The organism is Brevundimonas sp. NPDC055812 (genome assembly GCF_053616535.1).
Genome location: NZ_JBSHDX010000003.1, coordinates 363,188 through 380,248, shown reverse-complemented (window position 1 = coordinate 380,248; position 17,061 = coordinate 363,188). Strand labels below are relative to the sequence as shown.

The 17,061-nt window shown below is 70.6% G+C and carries 16 protein-coding genes; 13 read left to right on the top strand and 3 right to left on the bottom strand.

Going from position 1 to position 17,061, the window contains the following annotated elements:
- The first annotated feature begins 6 nt into the window (after positions 1-6).
- The 13 genes from ccmI to ACWGL1_RS07115 all read left to right on the top strand — a co-directional run bounded on the left by ccmI (position 7) and on the right by ACWGL1_RS07115 (position 13,442).
- Complete coding sequence (gene ccmI, locus ACWGL1_RS07175; RefSeq protein WP_452111607.1) at positions 7-825, top strand: c-type cytochrome biogenesis protein CcmI; 819 nt, start codon at positions 7-9, stop codon at positions 823-825.
- 67 nt (positions 826-892) lie between these two features.
- Entirely contained in the window at positions 893-1,384 is a 492-nt protein-coding gene (gene ccmE, locus ACWGL1_RS07170) for a cytochrome c maturation protein CcmE (RefSeq protein ID WP_452111606.1), read from the top strand.
- Positions 1,385-1,387: 3 nt separating this feature from the next.
- Positions 1,388-3,397 (top strand): heme lyase CcmF/NrfE family subunit, encoded by a 2,010-nt coding sequence (locus tag ACWGL1_RS07165; protein WP_452111605.1) that lies wholly within the window; start codon positions 1,388-1,390, stop codon positions 3,395-3,397.
- Positions 3,394-3,873, top strand: coding sequence for a cytochrome c-type biogenesis protein (locus ACWGL1_RS07160; protein ID WP_452111604.1), 480 nt, complete (start codon positions 3,394-3,396; stop codon positions 3,871-3,873). Before ACWGL1_RS07165 ends, ACWGL1_RS07160 begins: the two co-directional genes overlap by 4 nt.
- Before the next feature lie 173 nt (positions 3,874-4,046).
- The gene (locus ACWGL1_RS07155) at positions 4,047-5,594 is read left to right on the top strand and encodes a Do family serine endopeptidase (protein ID WP_452111603.1); all 1,548 of its coding nucleotides are present in this window, start codon (positions 4,047-4,049) and stop codon (positions 5,592-5,594) included.
- A 65-nt stretch (positions 5,595-5,659) separates the two neighbouring features.
- Positions 5,660-6,331 carry a response regulator transcription factor gene (locus ACWGL1_RS07150; protein ID WP_046651685.1) on the top strand — a complete coding sequence of 224 codons (672 nt, stop codon included), beginning with the start codon at positions 5,660-5,662 and terminating at the stop codon, positions 6,329-6,331.
- Positions 6,332-6,409: 78 nt separating this feature from the next.
- Positions 6,410-6,802, top strand: a complete 393-nt coding sequence (locus tag ACWGL1_RS07145) for an endonuclease domain-containing protein (protein WP_452111602.1) — start codon at positions 6,410-6,412, stop codon at positions 6,800-6,802.
- Position 6,803: 1 nt separating this feature from the next.
- Positions 6,804-8,234, top strand: coding sequence for a sensor histidine kinase (locus ACWGL1_RS07140; protein WP_343828772.1), 1,431 nt, complete (start codon positions 6,804-6,806; stop codon positions 8,232-8,234).
- A complete protein-coding gene (locus ACWGL1_RS07135; protein ID WP_452111601.1) occupies positions 8,231-11,116 on the top strand; it encodes a bifunctional [glutamine synthetase] adenylyltransferase/[glutamine synthetase]-adenylyl-L-tyrosine phosphorylase in 2,886 nt (961 codons plus the stop codon). Before ACWGL1_RS07140 ends, ACWGL1_RS07135 begins: the two co-directional genes overlap by 4 nt.
- A 67-nt stretch (positions 11,117-11,183) precedes the next feature.
- Positions 11,184-11,807: an EF-hand domain-containing protein gene (locus ACWGL1_RS07130; protein ID WP_452111600.1), complete on the top strand. Its 624-nt coding sequence runs from the start codon at positions 11,184-11,186 to the stop codon at positions 11,805-11,807.
- 62 nt (positions 11,808-11,869) lie between these two features.
- Positions 11,870-12,505 carry an RNA polymerase sigma factor gene (locus tag ACWGL1_RS07125; RefSeq protein ID WP_452111599.1) on the top strand — a complete coding sequence of 212 codons (636 nt, stop codon included), beginning with the start codon at positions 11,870-11,872 and terminating at the stop codon, positions 12,503-12,505.
- Complete coding sequence (locus tag ACWGL1_RS07120) at positions 12,502-12,930, top strand: hypothetical protein (protein WP_291776799.1); 429 nt, start codon at positions 12,502-12,504, stop codon at positions 12,928-12,930. The genes ACWGL1_RS07125 and ACWGL1_RS07120 overlap by 4 nt, the downstream gene beginning before the upstream one ends.
- Positions 12,927-13,442: a periplasmic heavy metal sensor gene (locus ACWGL1_RS07115; protein WP_452111598.1), complete on the top strand. Its 516-nt coding sequence runs from the start codon at positions 12,927-12,929 to the stop codon at positions 13,440-13,442. Before ACWGL1_RS07120 ends, ACWGL1_RS07115 begins: the two co-directional genes overlap by 4 nt.
- Positions 13,443-13,449: 7 nt before the next feature.
- Here ACWGL1_RS07115 and ACWGL1_RS07110 read toward each other — a convergent pair whose 3' ends face one another.
- From ACWGL1_RS07110 to ACWGL1_RS07100, 3 genes are all read right to left on the bottom strand, one after another.
- Entirely contained in the window at positions 13,450-15,834 is a 2,385-nt protein-coding gene (locus tag ACWGL1_RS07110) for an ATP-binding protein (protein ID WP_452111597.1), read from the bottom strand.
- Between the two features lie 91 nt (positions 15,835-15,925).
- Positions 15,926-16,498: a hypothetical protein gene (locus tag ACWGL1_RS07105; protein ID WP_452111596.1), complete on the bottom strand. Its 573-nt coding sequence runs from the start codon at positions 16,496-16,498 to the stop codon at positions 15,926-15,928.
- 81 nt (positions 16,499-16,579) lie between these two features.
- On the bottom strand, positions 16,580-16,996 hold the full coding sequence (locus ACWGL1_RS07100; protein ID WP_087141056.1) for a CBS domain-containing protein: 417 nt from the start codon (positions 16,994-16,996) through the stop codon (positions 16,580-16,582).
- Positions 16,997-17,061 lie beyond the last annotated feature (65 nt).

The following is a 17,061-nucleotide window of genomic DNA, read 5'->3' as shown; positions in this document are numbered from 1 at the left end:
ACGACCATGACGATCTTCTGGATCATGACGGCCTTGGCGACGGCGCTGGCGGGGCTGGCGGTGCTGTCCGCCGCCCGACGCGGAGCCGACGCCGAGAGCGTGGCGGATCGCGACGCCGGCGCGCGCGAACTGGCCGAACTGGACCGGCTGAAGGCGCGCGGCCTGCTGGACGAGGCGGGCTGGACTGCCGCCCGGGCCGAGGCGGGGCGTCGCCTGCTGGCCGCCCGTCGTGCGGATCGCCGCCCGGTCGCGGGTTCGGCCGATCGCTATTGGGTGCTGGGCGGGATCGGAGCGACGGCCGCCGTGTCGCTGGGCCTCTACGCCGTCTTCGGCGCGCCGGGCATGAAGGATCAGGCCTATGAGACGCGCGTGCGCGAATGGGCCTCGGCGCCCGAGACGCTGGAGCCGGCCCAGGTCGCGGCCGTGCTGGGACAGGTGGTCAAGGACCGGCCCGACGACCGTCTGGCCTTGGCCATGCTGGGCGCCGCCCGGTTCGAGGCGGGCGACCCCATCGGTGCGGCCTCGGCCTTCCGCCGTGCTCTGGCGATCCAGCCGGACGACGCCCGCAGCTGGGCGCGGCTGGGCGAAAGCCTGGTGCGGGCTAACGGCGGCGCGGTCGACGGCGACGCCGAGGCGGCCTTCCGTCAGGCGATCAAGCTGGACCCGGATCAGCTGGGCGCGCGCTTCTATCTGGGCGAGGCGGCCCTGGCGCGCGGCGACCGGGCCGAGGCCGAGGCCATGTGGACGCCTCTGATCGCCATGCTGGACGCGGCCGATCCGCGCCGCGCCGACCTGCAGCAACGTCTGGCCGGGGCGGCGCGATGAGCCGTTGGCCGACCCTTGCTCCCGCCCTATACGCGGCGATGTATTCCGCCGTTTCCGGATCGTCGACATGAGCTGGTTGCCCAAATCGCCCAAGGCGCGCCGTCGCCTGTGGGTCGTGATCGCCGCGGCGCCCGTGCTGGCGCTGGCCGTCGGCCTGTCGCTGTGGGCGATGAAGGACAATGTGACCTTCTTCTACTCCCCGTCGGAAGTGACGCCGCAGAAGGTGCCTGCCGGTCAGATGATCCGCCTGGGCGGTCTGGTCGAGGCGGGCAGCGTGACCAAGGCCGCTGACGGTTCGGTCGTCTTCGTCGTCACCGACAACGGGGCGACGGCGCGGGTGATCTATCACGGCGACCTGCCGGACCTGTTCCGCGAGGGGCAGGGAATCGTAGCGCAAGGCGCCTTCCGCCCCGACCGCGTGTTCGAGGCCAGCCAGGTGCTGGCCAAGCACGACGAGACCTATATGCCGCGCGAAGTCGCCGACCGGCTGAAGGAAAAGGGCGAGTGGCGGCCTGAAGACGCGGCGCCGCAAGCCGCCGCCGTCGCACAAGGGGCCTGAGGCGTGATCGTTGAACTGGGCGCCTTCGCCCTGATCCTGGCCCTGGCGCTGTCGGTGCTGAGCGCGGCGCTGACCACGGCGGGGCGGCTGCGGCTCAGCCCGGTTCTGGCGGGGGCGGGGGGCGGCGCCATGCTGGCCTCGGCCGGGACCATCCTCCTGGCCTTCGGCGCCCTGATCTACGCCTTCGTCGTCTCCGACTTCTCGGTCTCCAACGTGGCCCTGAACAGCCACACCGACAAGCCGATGCTGTATAAGGTCGCCGGCGCCTGGGGCAGCCATGAAGGCTCGCTGCTGCTGTGGTGCCTGGTGATGACGGTCTTCGGCGCGGCGCTGGCCCTGGCGCGCGGCCTGCCGTTCGGGCTGAAGACCTCGGCCGTGGCCGTGCAGGCGGCCCTGTCGAGCCTGTTCCTGGCCTTTGCCGCCTTCACCTCCAACCCCTTCTTCCGTCTGGACCCGGCGCCGGTTCAGGGCGCATCGCTGAACCCCCTGCTGCAGGACCCGGCGCTGGCGGTGCATCCGCCGCTTCTCTATGCCGGCTATGTCGGGTTTTCGGTCTGTTTCTCCCTGGCGGTCGCCGCCCTGATCGAGAAGCGCGTCGATCCGGCCTGGGGGCGTTGGGTGCGGCCGTGGGCGCTCGCGTCCTGGGCCCTGCTGACCGTCGGCATCACGCTGGGCGCCTTCTGGGCCTATTACGAACTGGGCTGGGGCGGCTGGTGGTTCTGGGACCCGGTCGAGAACGCCAGCTTCATGCCGTGGCTGGCGGGCGCGGCCCTGCTGCACTCGGCCATCGTGACTGAGCGGCGCGGGGCGTTGGCGGGCTGGACCGTCTTCCTCGCCATTCTGGCCTTCACCTTCTCCATGCTGGGCGCGTTTCTGGTGCGCTCGGGCGTGCTGACCTCAGTCCACGCCTTCGCCGTCGATCCCCAGCGGGGGATGATGCTGCTGGCCATTCTGGGCCTGGCGGCGGGCGCGGCCTTCATCCTGTTCGCCCTGCGCGCGCCCGCCATCCGTTCCGGCGCGGCCTTCGCCCCGGTCAGCCGGGAGGGGACGCTGGTGCTGAACAACCTGTTCCTGACGGCGGCGGCGGCGACGGTGCTGCTCGGCACCCTCTATCCGCTGATCCTCGAGGCGGCGACGGGGGCGACCATCTCGGTCGGCCCGCCCTATTTCAACGCCGTCTTCAACCCGCTGATGATCGTCGCCTGTCTGATCCTGCCCGCCGGGCCGCTGCTGGCGTGGAAGCGCGGCGATCTGAAGGGGGCCTTGCAGCGTCTGTGGCTGGTGGCTTTGCTGGCGATCGCCGCCGCCTTCGCCGCCTTCTTCCTGTTCGAGCCGCAGAAGGCGCTGGCCGCCGCAGGGCTGGGCGTCGGGGCGTGGCTGATCTGCGGCGCGCTGGCGGAGCTTGGCGTGCGGACCAAGGCCTTTCGCGCGCCTTTGCCTGAGACCCTGCGCCGGGCCAAGGGATTGCCGCTGGGCGCCTGGGGCATGGCGCTCGCCCACGCCGGTCTGGGCGTCTTCATCCTGGGGGCCGTGGTTGAGACCAGCTTCAAGGCCGAGGCCGCCGCCGCCCTTCCGCTGGGCGGCGAAGTCGCCGCCGGGCCGTGGAAGGCGCGGCTGGACGCGGTGCAGGTCATCGAGGGGCCGAACTATCTGGCCGAGCAGGGCCGTCTGACCATCATGTCGGCGGACGGCCGCGCGCCCGAGCGCGTCATCACCGCCGAGCGCCGCTTCTTCCCGGCGGGCGGCCAGACGACGACCGAGGTCGGCCTCGACTTCCGCGGGCTGGACGACGTCTACGCCGTCATGGGCGATCGGGCGGCGACGGACACGGGCGAGCGCGCCTGGATCGTGCGCATCTATTATAATCCCTGGGCGCGGTTGATCTTCCTGGGACCGGCGCTGATGGCGCTGGGCGGGTTGATCTCCCTGCTGGACCGGCGTCTGCGCGTCGGGGCGGGCTCGCGCGTGAAGAAGGCCGCCAAGCGGGTCGAGCCCGTGGAGGCGCAGGCATGAGGCGCGTCGCTGCCCTGTTCGCCGCCGCTCTGCTGGCCGGCGCCGCCGCGCCCGCCTTGGCCGAGCCGCCGCCCGCGCCCGACCGGCCTCTGGCCGACCCGGCCCAGGAGGCCCGCGCCCGCGCCCTGTTCGGCGATATCCGCTGCGTCGTCTGCCAGCATGAGTCGATCGCCGACAGTCCGGCCGGCATCGCCGCCGACCTGCGCGGCCTGGTGCGCGAACAGATCGCCGAGGGGAAGACGGACGCCCAGATCAGGGACGATCTGATCCGCCGCTACGGCGACTATGTGCTGTTCAGGCCGCCGGTGCGGATCGGCACCTGGCTGTTGTGGTTCGGCCCGTTCGCCTTGGCGGCGGGCGCAGGCGCGGTGCTGGTCCTGCGCGCGCGTCGTCGCGTGGCAGCAGAGGCCGCTCCCCTGACGCCCGAGGAAGAGCGCGCCCTGGCCGCCCTGACAGCGGATGACGAACAGGCCTGAAGCTTTCCGTCTGGAAAGCCTTTCGCCGTCTTCCTGACGCAGACGCGCCACACGCCGAACGATGATCAGGAACAATCATCTCGACGGCGTGCATTGGCTTGAGCCGTAACGCCCTATATCCATGGGCGAACGGAGCTTTCCGTGAACGCCAGTAAAAGACTGCAAGGACGACGATGCTGAAACGCAAGGAGTTCATTCTGGGGGCCGCTGTCGGCCTGACCTTCGCCGCCGCCGCGACGGCGGGCGGGGTCATCACCTGGCCGGGCGCCGAGGCTGCGCCCGCCGCCAAGGTCGGACAGCTGGTTCCTTCGGCCGGAGCCGGGGCGTTGGCTTTCGCCCCTCCGCAGGGCGCGCCGCTCAGCTTCGCCGACATCTTCCAGCAGGTCGCGCCCGCCGTGGTGCAGATCGACGTGAAGACCCGCGTCCAGCGTCCGCGCGGCGTGTTCCAGATTCCGGGCTTCGGCGCCGTGCCGATTCCCGGCGCGCCGGGCGGTTCGGGCGAGGGCGAGGAGGCGGACACCCAGTTGGCCGCCGGCGCCGGTTCGGGCTTCTTCATCTCGGGCGACGGCTTCATCGTCACCAACAACCACGTGGTCGAGAACGCCGAGGAAATCTCGGTCAAGCTCAGCGACGGCCGCGAACTCAAGGCCAAGCTGATCGGCCGCGACGAAGGCACGGACCTGGCCGTCATCAAGGTCGAAGGTTCGGCCTTCCCCTTCGTCAGCTTTGAAGAAGCCGCCGAGCCGCGCGTCGGCGACTGGGTCATCGCCGTGGGCAACCCCTTCGGTCTGGGCGGCACGGCGACGGCGGGCATCGTCTCGGCCAAGTCGCGCGATATCGATCCGATCGGCTACAACGAGTATCTGCAGATCGACGCGGCCATCAACCGAGGCAACTCGGGCGGTCCGACGTTCGACATCTATGGTCGCGTGATCGGCGTGAACACGGCGATCTTCTCGCCGTCGGGCGGTTCGGTCGGCATCGGCTTCGCCATTCCGGCGACCACGGCCAAGGCCGTCACCGACAAGCTGATGCGCGGCGAGACGGTGGAGCGCGGCTATCTGGGCGTGCAGATCCAGACCCTGTCCAAGGACGCGGCCGCCGCCCTGGGCCTGAGCGAAGACACCAAGGGCGCCTATGTCGCCGAGGTGACGGCCGGCGCGCCCGGCGATCGCGGCGGGATGCAGATCGGCGACGTGGTCGTCAGCGTGAACGGCGAGGCGGTCGATAGCTCGACCGAACTGACCCGCCGCGTGGCGCGAGCCAAGCCCGGCGATACCCTGCGGCTTGAAGTTCTGCGCGACGGCAGGCGCCAGACGCTGAACATCCGCGCGGGCACCCGTCCGTCGGAAGCCGAGCTGAACGGCGATCAGGATTCGGGCGCTCAGCAGCCCGGCGAAGACGGCGCGGCCGTTGGCCAGTCGATCGAGGGCATGACGGTGACGCCGATCACCTCGGCTCTGCGTCAGCGTTACTCGATTCCTGAAGATATGCAGGGCGTGGTGGTCACCGCTGTCGCTCCGCGTTCGGAAGCGGGCAAGATGCGGATGCCGGTCGGCACGGTGATCCAGCGCGCCAACAATCGCGTGGTCCGCTCCGAGGCCGATCTGAAGGCGGCCGTGGACGAGGCGCGGTCGGCGGGACGGCCGGGGGTCTTCCTGCTGATCCGGGTGCAGGGAACCAACTCTTCGGTGGTTCTGCCCTTCGCCAAGTCTGAATAAGGCGTAACTCACAGGATCGGCGGCGATGCGCTAACATCGCCGCCGAATCTTTTTTGGGAGGCTGCATGCGTATTCTGGTGGTTGAGGACGACGCCGAGGCCGCGACCGCCATGGTGCGCGGCCTGAGCGAGGCCGGGCACGAGGTCACCCACGCCGTGGACGGCGCCTTCGGCCTGCTGGAGTCGCAGAAGGGCGGCTACGACGTCTATGTCGTGGACCGGATGATGCCGCGCCTGGACGGCGTCGGCATGGTCGAGACCATCCGCAAGGGCGGCGACCAGACGCCGGTGCTGTTCCTGTCCGCCCTGGGCGAGGTCGAGGACCGGGTCACGGGCCTGAAGGCCGGCGGCGACGACTATCTGGTCAAGCCCTACGCCCTGGCCGAACTGGTGGCGCGGGTGGAGGCCCTGTCGCGTCGCCGCGAGACGGGCGGGGTGCAGACCGTGCTCAAGGTCGGCGACCTTGAGATGAACCTGATCGCCCGTACGGTTCATCGCGACGGCCAGGAGATCGACCTGCAGCCGCGCGAGTTCCAGCTGCTGGAGTTCCTGATGCGCCACGCGGGCCAGTCGGTGACGCGCACCATGCTGCTGGAGAAGGTCTGGGAATACCACTTCGACCCTCAGACCAACGTCATCGACGTCCACATCAGCCGCCTGCGCTCCAAGATCGACAAGGGCTTCGACAAGGCCATGCTGCAGACCGTGCGCGGCGCGGGGTACCGGCTGGAGGCGTAAACCGCGCCATCGTTCTCCCTCCCCTTCATGGGGAGGGTGGCCGGCGCAGCCGGTCGGGTGGGGAGGGGCTTGCAGACCATGGCGATCATCGCCCGAGCCCGCGCCATGCGAAAAGCGCTGACGCTGCCAGAGGCGCGTATGTGGGTTCAGTTGAAGCTGTTGCGCGCTCAAGGGTTTCATTTTCGGCGGCAGGCGCCGTTTAGAGGCTATTATCTCGACTTCGTCTGCTTCGATCGACGGTTGGTCATAGAGATTGACGGCGTCACCCATGCGATCGAGGCGCAGGCGAACAGAGACAGGGTGAGGGACGCCGTGCTGGCTGGCGAAGGGTTCACGACGCTGAGGTTCGACAACGCCGCCGTTCGCGATGATCTCGATGGCGTGATGGCGGGGGTAATGAGCGCACTTGAAGCCCTCCCCACCCGGTCGCTGCGCGACCACCCTCCCCATAAAGGGGAGGGAGAAAGCTGAAGTGAAACTGCCCTCGCTCTTTCGGCGGACGCCCTTTCGGCTGACGCTGCTGTTCCTGGCGCTGTTCGCGGCGACGGCCAGCGCGGTGCTGGCCTATGTCTACGTCGCTTCGGCGTCCGAGGCGCGGGCGCGGGCCGAGGCCAGCGTCAAGGCCGAGGTCGAGGGCTTGACCGCCGTCTATCGCACGCGCGGGCGCGACGCCCTGAACCAGGTGCTGGTCGAACGCACGCTGAAAGGCGGCCCCTACCTCTATCTGCTGATGGCGCCGGATCGTTCGGTGATCACCGGCAATGTCTCGGAATCGCCGCTGGACCCGCCCAAGGCGGGGGCGCCCCCGTCCACCGCGCGCTGGGACGATTTCCGACTGACCGACACGGACGAGGATGGACGCGTGCGTCGTCGAGGGGCCATCGGCGTCGAGATGACCCTGTCGGGCGGCGAACATCTGTTCGTCGGCGAGGACATCGGCGACATCGAGGCCTATCTGGCTCGCCTGACCCAGGCCCTGTGGGGCGCCATGATCATGGTGTTGTTGCTGGGCGTCGGCGGCGGTCTGTGGATCAGCCGGGGGGTCGAGCGGGCCATGGGCGGGCTGAATCGCGTGGTGACGGCGGTGCAGGAGGGCGATCTGAAGGCGCGCGTTCCGATCCGCCATTCCGGCGACGAACTGGACGAACTGGGCGAGGGGCTGAACGGGATGCTGGACCGGTTGGAAGGCTCCATGGCCTCGATTCGCCACGCCGGCGACGCCATCGCCCACGACCTTCGCACCCCGCTGAACCGGATGAAGGCCAAGATGGAGGTCGCGCTCATCGACGCCGAAGCGGGACGGACGTCGGGCGTCGACGCCCTCAGCGTGGCGCTGGACGAGGCGGACGCCCTGCTCAAGACCTTCAATACCGTCCTGGCCATCGCCCGGTTGCAGGCGGGCGGGGCGCCCGATCCGAAGGTGTTCGACGCGGCGGATCTGGCAGCCGACATGGCTGAGCTCTACGAACCGGCCGGCGAGGACAAGGGGCTGGAGTTCGCCGCCGAGATCGAGAAGGGGCTGATGATCGAGGGCAACCAGCCCTTCCTGGCCCAGGCCCTGGCCAACCTGATCGACAACGCCATCAAATATACGCCCGAAGGGGGGGCGGTGATGTTCCGCGCGCGGCGCCGCTCGTCGGGCGATGTGGAGTTTTCCGTCACCGACAACGGGCCGGGCGTGCCGGACGAGGATCGCGAACGCGTGCTGCAACGCTTCGTGCGGCTGGACAACAGCCGCACCGAGCCGGGTTCGGGGTTGGGCCTGTCCCTGGTCACGGCGGTGGCCGAGGCGCATGGCGGCCGCATTCAGCTGGACGAGGGACCGGGCGTCTATGACGGACGCGGGCCGGGCCTGCGCGTGGCTCTGATCCTGCCCGCCGCCAGCCGGACGCCCGAGGCGTGAGCGACGCTCTGGCGAGGCGATTGCAGCCGTGCGGCCCCGTGCGCGACGCGGAGGCGGCAGGGCGTCTGCATGAACGGCTGATCGAGGCGGCGGACGCCGACGGCTGGCGCGCGACGCTGGATTCGGCGTGGGCGGCGTTGACGCCGGTCTTCGCCGCCTCGCCCTATCTGGCGGGGCTGGCGCGGCGCTGGCCTGAGCGGCTGCGCCGGACGCTGGACAGCGACCCCGAGGCGCGTCTGGCGGAGATTCTGACGGCGACCGACGCCTTGGCCGGGGCGCCGGACGAGGCCAAGGCGCCGTTGCGTCGCCTGAAGGCGGAACTGCATCTGCTGACGGCGCTGTGCGACCTGGGCGGGGTCTGGGATCTGGATCAGGTGACGGGCGCCCTGTCGCGCTTCGCCGATGCGGCGGCGCGGGCGGCGCTGAGAATTCTGGCCGACGACTGGCGCGGGCGCGGTCGGCTGACCTCGGCGGCCGATGATCCGCGCGGGCCGGTTCCGGGCCTGTTCGTCCTGGCCATGGGCAAGGGCGGGGCGTTCGAGCTGAACTATTCCTCGGACATCGACCTGTCGCTCTTCTATGAGCCGGAGGTGCTGGAGACCGCCCTGGCCGAAGGCGTTGAGGCGCAGGGTTTCGTCAACCGCCTGGCCCAGGGGCTGACGACCCTGTTGGCCGAGCGGACGGCCGACGGTTACGTCTTCCGCGTCGATCTGCGGCTGCGGCCCGATCCGTCCTCGACCCCGCCGGTCGTCGCAGCGCCGATGGCCCTGGCCTACTACGAGTCCGTCGGCCAGAACTGGGAACGGGCGGCCTTCATCAAGGCTCGCGTCTGCGCCGGCGACGAAGCGGAGGGCGCGGCCTTCCTGAAGGCCCTGGTCCCCTATGTCTGGCGCCGCAGTCTGGACTATCAGGCCGTGCTCGACATCCAGTCGATCAAGAAACAGATCCACGTCCACAAGACCGGCGAGGGACTGGAGGCGGCGGGCGCCAATCTGAAACTGGGCCGGGGCGGCATCCGCGAGATCGAGTTCTATGTCCAGACCCAGCAACTGATCCTGGGCGGACGCGACCGGTCTTTGCGCTCGCCGCGTACCCTGGAGGCGCTGGACGCCCTGACTGTTGCGGGCCATGTGGCGCCCGACGCACGGGACGAACTGCGCGCCGCCTATGTCGAGCTGCGTGCGCTGGAGCATCGAGCCCAGATGCTGGCGGACGAGCAGACCCATATCCTGCCTGTCGATCCTGCGCGCCGCGCCGATGTGGCGGCCCTGGCGGGGCAGGGCGATCTGGCCGCCTTCGACGCCGGGATCGAGCGCCTGCTGGTGCGGGTCAACGCCCGCTATGGCGAACTGTTCGAGGGCGGCGAAGACTTGTCCTCGCCCTACGGCAGTCTGGTGTTCACGGGGGTGGAGAACGATCCCGGCACACTGGAGACCCTGGCCCGCATGGGCTTTTCCGAGCCCGCCGGCGTGTCCGACACGATCCGCAGCTGGCACCACGGCCGCATTCAGGCGACGCGCACGGCGCGGGGACGCGAACTGTTCACCCGCCTGGCGCCGCAACTGCTGACGGCGCTGGCCAGGACGGGGGCGCCGGATGCGGCCTTCCGCCGCTTCGCCGTCTTCTTCTCGGGCCTCAGCGCCGGGGTGCAGGTGCAGGCCCTGTTCCTGAATCAGCCGAAGCTGTTCGACCTGGTGGTCGAGGTCATGGCCTTCGCGCCGCGTCTGGCGCGGATGCTGGGGCGGCGGCCGCAGGCGCTGGACGGGGTGCTGGATGCGCGCTTCATGACGACGCTGGGCACCGACACCGGCGTGGCCGAGCAGGTGGTGCGCGAGGCGGGCGAGGCCGGCGACTTCGAAGGGGCCATGAACGCCGTCCGGCGCCTGCACCGCGAACAGGCCTTTCGCATCGGCATGCACGTCATCACCGGCCGGACCACGGCAGAGCAGGCCGGTTTGACCAACACCTCCCTGGCCGACGCCTGCATGAAGGGTCTGGCCCCCGCCGCGCTGAAGGAGGCCGAGCGCATGGGCGGCGCCTTCGACGGGGCCGTCGCCGTCGTCGCCCTGGGCAAGACGGGCTCGCGAGAGATGTCGGCGGGTTCGGATCTGGACCTGATGACGGTCTATGCGGCGGCTCCCGACGCCGTTTCGGCCGGGCGCGGCTGGAGCGCCGAGACCTTTTACGGCCGTTTCACCCAGCGGTTCATCGCCGCCCTGTCGGCTCACACGGCGGAAGGCGGGCTATACGAGGTGGACATGCGGCTGCGGCCCACGGGCTCCAAGGGGCCGGTGTCGGTCCGGCTGGAGGCGATGGAGGCCTACTACGCCGAAGAGGCCGACACCTGGGAGTTCATGGCCCTGACGCGCGCGCGACTGGTCTGGACCAGCGACGAAGCGTTCGGCGGGCGGGTCGAGACGGCGCTGGAGGCGGCGTTGCGGCGGCCCCGCCCCGGCGTCGACCTCGCCGAGGACGTGCGGGCCATGCGCGATCTGATGGATCGCGAGCGGCGGCCCAAGGGCTTCTGGGACCTGAAGCTGTCGCCGGGCGGTCAGGTCGACGCCGAGTTCACGGCCCAGTATCGTCAGTTGACGGCGGCCCAGGCCGGGGCGCCCCTGACGGTCTCGACGCTCGAGGCGCTGGCCGCCGATCCGGTGCTGGCCGAAAGCTGGCGTCTTCATCAGCGACTGGGGCAGCTGATGGCCTGCGCCTTTGAGGGGGCTGGCGATCCGGATCAGGAGCCGTCGGGTTTCCAGATGCGGCTGGCCCGCGCCGCCGGGGCGCCTGATTTCGACACCCTGAAGGCCCGCCTGATCGACCTGCGGCTGCAGGCGAGGCGGGCGTTCGACGCCGCCCTGCCGCCATTGAGCGACGGAATCTGATCCGGGCGCCGTTCTACTTCTCGACAGGGTTGCTTCTTGGCCTTCGGGCCAGATGGAGAACATCGAGATGAAGATGACTTTCGGCGGCGTGGCCGTTCTCGCACTGACGCTGGCGGTCGGCGGGACGGCGATCGCCCAGGACTCCCCCGCCGCGTCGCATCGCGCCCGGACGGCCGAGCCGGTCAGCCAGGCCGATTTCGTGCAGCGTCGGGTCGAGCGCCTGCGCGCGGCGGACGCGAACGGCGACGGTCAGGTGACGGCCGAGGAGATGCGCGCCTACGGCCAGGCGCGCCGCGCCGAACGCCTTTCGGCCCGATTTGATCGGCTGGACGCCAACAAGGACGGCGCCCTCAGCCGCGCCGAGTTCGAGGCGCATCAAGCCCGCGGCGACCGTATGGGCGGGGGCCGTCACGACGGCGCGCGGATGATGCGCGGACATCGGGGCCAGGGTGCTCGGGATCGGGGCGGCCGGATGGGAGCGCAGCGCGCCGAGAGCCGCTTCCCCATCGTCATCGCCGAGTCCGAGCGCAAGGCGACCGAGGCCTTCGCGCGAATGGATGCGAACCGCGACGGCGTGCTGACGGTTGAGGAGCGCCGCGCCGCCATGCAGACCGGCCGCGCCGAGATGCGTCAGAAGCGCGAGCAGCGTCGTTCGAACTCGGCGTCGCCTTCGGCGCCCGCTTCGGAGTAGGGTGATGTCGGGGAAGGCGGTCCGACCGCCCGACCTTTCTGGATGGAGCCAAAGAGGCTGGATTGGCGACGACCGTCGACCCCGACGAGGATCTGGTGCGCCGCGTGGGCGAAGGCGACCCCGCGGCCATTCAGGCCATGGTCGCGCGCAAGCTGCCGCGCATGCTGTCGCTCGCCCAGCGGATGCTGGGCGATGCGGCGGAGGCTGAGGACGTGGCCCAGGAAGCGATGCTCAGAGCCTGGAGGCAGGCGCCGCGCTGGACCCCTGGCCAGGCGCGCTTCGACACCTGGCTGCACCGGGTGGGGCTCAACCTCTGCTACGACCGTATGCGGCGCCGGCGCGAGATCGCGACGGACGCCATCCCCGACAGCATCGACGACGGCCCGGCGCCGGATCGGGGCCTGCTGGCCGCCGAGACGGGCGCGCGGGTCGAACAGGCCCTGACGCGCCTGCCCGAACGGCAGCGCGAGGCCATCGTCCTTTGCCACTATCAGGAGCTGGGCAATATCGAAGCCGCCGCCCTGATGGAGATCAGCGTGGAAGCGCTGGAAAGCCTGTTGTCGCGGGGCCGTCGCGCCTTGCGGACCGCCCTGGCGGACATCGCGCCGTATCCAGGCGCGGGGCGTGATGGGCGACAGGGCATGCGAGGCGGCGGCGCTGCAGCGCGCGCCGAACCACTATGGCGGGGGACGAGATGACGACGATGACCCGAGAACGGTTTGAACACTTGGCCGACGCCTATGGCGGCGACCTGCGTCGCTGGCCGCAGAGCGAGCGCGAGGCGGCGCGCGCCTTGGTCGCGACGGATCTTCGGGCTGCGGCCTTGCTGCGGGACGCGGACGGGCTTGACGCCCTGCTGGACGCGGCGCCACGCGTGGTCGCATCCCACGCCTTGCGCGAACAGGTGATCGCTGCGGCGGCCGGCGCGGGTCTGGGCCGTCGGCGCGGCGGCATCGGCGTCATGGCCTGGCTGTCGGGCGCCGGCTGGGCGGCGGCGGCCTGCGCCGGGGCCGCTTTCGGCGTGGTTCTGACCGGCCAGATGACGGCCGATATTCGCGCCGACGCGGTGTTGTATCAGGCCAGCCTGACCAGCGCTGACGATACGGAGGTTCTGGGCGGATGAGCACGAAAGGCTTGAGGATCGCCCTGGCGGCGTCCGTCGCTCTCAACATCTTCGCCGTCGCCGGAGCGGGCGCGGCCTGGATGGCGGCCAGGCAGGTTCAGGAGGCGGCGACCGAAGCGCGCCGACCGGGTCGCAGCGAGCCCGTCTGGTCGGTGGTCGAGGCGCGTCCCCCCGCCGTGCGCGATCAGGTCAAGCGTGAGCTGCGCGCCACCGCCCTGGAGGCTCGTCCGGACTTCGAAGAGGCGCGGGCGGCCCGTCGCGAGGCCATCGCCCTGACCCGTTCGGATCAGTTCGACGCGGTGGCGGTCGCCGCCTTGCTGGAACGGTCGCGCGCGTCTGAAATGCGAGGGCGGGCGCGGCTGGAAGCGGGGGCGGTCGAGACGCTGAGCCGTCTGGGCCCGGCAGACCGTGAGGCTCTTGCGCCGATCCTGTCGCGTCACCGTTCCAAGTCGAAGGACGGGCAGGGCGGAGAGAAGGCCCCGACGGAAGGCGCCGAAAAGCCGGCGGCCTAAGGTCGGGCTAAGCGGCGCGCGGCTGAACCCGTTGGACGGGGGAGCCGACGGGGGCCACGGCCCCTTGGGGCGCGTGAAGCGGCAGGTCGAACCAGACGGTGGTGCCGCGTCCCGGTTCGCTGTCGATGGTCATGGCGCCGCCGTGCAGTTCGATCAGCGACTTGGTCAGGGCCAGGCCGAGACCCGTTCCTTGCGTCGACTTGGAGTGCTGGCCCTCCACCTGCTCGAACGGCTGGGCCAGCCGCTCCAGATCCTTGGCGGAGATGCCGATGCCGGTGTCGGCGACCGATACGCGCACCGTGTCCGCACCGCGCGGAGCGACGATCACCGACACGGCGCCGCCTTCGGGCGTGAACTTCACCGCATTGGAGATCAGATTCAGCAGCACCTGTTTCAGGCCACGCTGGTCCGCCTCTATGCGCAGGGCCTCGGGGCAGTCCAGCGTGAGGGCCAGCCGCGCCTCCTGAGCCTTGCCCCGCATCAGCCGCACCGCCTCGGCGCACAGCACGTCCAGCGCCATCGGCTCATAGTGCAGCGTCAGCTTGCCCGCCTCGATCTTGGCCATGTCGAGGATGTCGTTGATCAGGCTGAGCAGATGCTGGCCCGAGCCGTGGATGTCGGCGGCGTAGCCCTTGTAGCGGCGGTCGCCCAGGGGGCCGAACATCTCGGCGGCCATGATCTCCGAGAAGCCGTTGATGGCGTTCAGCGGGGTGCGCAGCTCATGGCTCATATTGGCCAGGAACTCGGACTTGGCCTGGTTGGCGGCCTCGGCGCGGGTCATCGCGACCTCATATTTGCGCGCCAGAAGCGCCAGGTCCGCCTGGCTGGCCTCCAGTTCGGCCACCATGGCGCGCAGTTCGTCGGCGGCGCGGCGACGCTCGGCCTCCTGGCGGCGGATGACGGTGATGTCGGCGCAGATCACCACCGTGCCGCCGTCGCCGGTGAAGCGTTCGGCCATCTGCAGCCAGCGGCCGTCCTTCAGCTCGACCTCGCGCACCCCGGCGCGGCCCCCGGCCGACGGATGTTCGGCCTTGATCGCCTCGGCGGCGATGCGGTTCAGTTCGTCCTTCTGGGCGCCGGGCCTGACCACGCCCTCCGGGAAGGCGAAGGCGTCCTGGAATCCCTGGTTCCACAGGATCAGCCGTCCGCGCCGGTCGAACAGGACGAAGGCGTCTGACACGCTTTCGATGGCGTCGCGCAGGCGGCTTTCGGCGGCCTGGGCCTGGGCCTTGGTGCGGCGGGCGTCGGTGACGTCCAGCGCCACCCCCATCAGGCTGTCATAGCCGCCGTCGCGACGCGGCTGGCGGGACTGGCCGCGCGCGTCTATCCAGCGGACGCCGCCGTTGCTCAACGGCACGGGAAAGGCCGCCTCGAACACGCCGTCGGCCATGGCCTTGTCCAGGGCCTGGACCATCAACTGGCGATAGCGGGGATGGACCCGCTCGACCATGGCCTGGGTGGTCAGGACGGTTCCCGTCTCCACCTCCAGCAGGGCGGCCATGTAGTCGGACAGGGTCGCCTCGCCCTTGGCCAGATCCCATTCCCATACGCCGCAGCGGGCGGCCTCGACGGCCACGCGGAAACGGCGCTCGGTGTCGGCCCATCGTCGGCTCGTCCGCATCTGGCGCCAGTTCTGCACGGCGATCACCGCCAGCATCAGCACCACCATCAGCAGGGGCGCGGCCAGCATCCAGGCGTCGTCCAGCCAGGCGGCGAAGGCGTCCGGGCGAGGCAGGGCCGCCACGACAGACAGGCCGGTGTCGCCGATGGGGGCCACGGCGGCGGTCTGAGGGCGTCCATCCGGCCGCTTGACCGCCTGGTCCGGCGTGGCGGGGGCCTGACCGGACGGCAGGATGCTGAGGCTGGCCTGGGCGAGCGTCGGTTTCAGGGTCGGCAGGGGCGTCCGTGCGACCAGGACATGGCCGTCCGGCGTCGTCCGGCGCGTGGTCAGGCCGTCCTCGCCGACCGACAGGCCGGTCGCCGCGTCTGAGCCCAGACGGGCGCCTTGCGCCGCGAGGACGCGGCCGTTCGCATCGGCGATCAGCAAGGCGGCTTCGGGATCTTCCAGGCGGGCGCTGTCCAGGGCCTGGACCGGCTGGTTCGGCGTCTGAGCCAGAACGCGGGCGGCGGCGTCCAGGGCGCGATCCGTCCGCGCGGCGCGGGCTTCGACCTGGGCGGCGGCGAGCCTCGCCTCAAGCGTCAGGGTCTCCAGTCGGGCGGCCTCGACTTCGCGGCTGGGACGGCTGTTCTCGCGCGCGAACAGCATGACATAGGCCGCCAGGGCCAGCGCCACGGCGAGCGCAAGGATACGGACCCAGGGCGCGGAGCGCGCGGCCTGATGATCCGTGGCCCGACGGCCGGGCCCGTAACTGCGGCGCTCGGTGCCCCGCAAGGGCGACCCTCCTGTCCCGATTCACTCGGGAATCTAGGCTGCGTCGCGGAATCCGTCGAGGGGTGGGCGCCCAAGAGGAGCGTCGGCGAGTCTAGGCGTCCGTCTCCGCGTCCTCATCCGGCCGGGGCGCAGGGGCCGGTGCGGCGATCTCGGTCATGCGACGCAGGATGGACTGGGCCTTGCGGGCCAGGCGCTGGGTTTCGGGCGGGGCGTCGTCCGGAGCCTCGGCCACCGAGGCCATCAGTTCGCGCGCCAGGTCCATCAGGTCGGGCCCTGCCGCGATCAGGCGGGCCTGGAATTCGATGCGCTGCGGGTCGCGGTCGTATTCGGCGCCGGGCACGCGCCAGCCGCCCCAGTCGGCCTTGTCGGTGACCACCACCGGATAGCTGCCGGGGTAGGGATGGTGGACGCAGTCGGCGGGGTCCTGCCACTTGTTGCGCGCGCGCAGGATGCGCCAGTCGCCCACGGCGCCGGCGGCGGGATTGTCCGAGGGAACCTGCAGTTCCGCCGCGGCGAACTCGCGGCCCAGGCCCACGTCGTAGGTGATCCGGACCGGCTCGTCGAAACCCTTGGCCCAGACGGGCATGACCTTTTCGACCTGGGCCCAGACGCCGACGCTCTCGACCCAGACCTTCTGGCCCTTCTGGAACTGGGCGCGCGCCATTCCGGAATTCCCTCTTGCAAAGAGAGGAATGATGCGGCCCGGGCCGTTATCGTCGGGTTCCGTGACGTGGTTAGCGGCGGATTAACCCTGAGGGCGGGAAATCTCCTCCAGCGCCTCGCCGGCGTAACGTTCCTTGACCCGGGTCGACAGGTCGCCCAGCGAGACGACGCCGACCAGGCGGCCGTCCTTGTCCACCACGGGCAGGCGGCGGATCTGGCGCGACGACATCAGATCCAGCGCGACCTTCAGGTCGTCGTCGGCCCGCACCACCAACGCGTCGCGCGACAGCACGTCCAGCACCCGCGCTTCCGGCCCGGCGCCCGAGGCCACGCCGCGCACGACGATGTCGCGATCGGTCAGGGCGCCGATCAGCCGGTCGCCGTCGGCCACGGGGATGAAGCCGAAATCGCCCGCGGCCATTCGACCGGCGACGTTCTGCAGGGTGTCTTCCGGACGGGCGACCTGCACGTCCTTGCTCATCACGTCGCGAATCTTCATGGCCTTCTCTCGTGTAGGGGGCGCCTGGCGGCCCAGCTTGAGAAACCCGCGCACGGCGTCCGGGG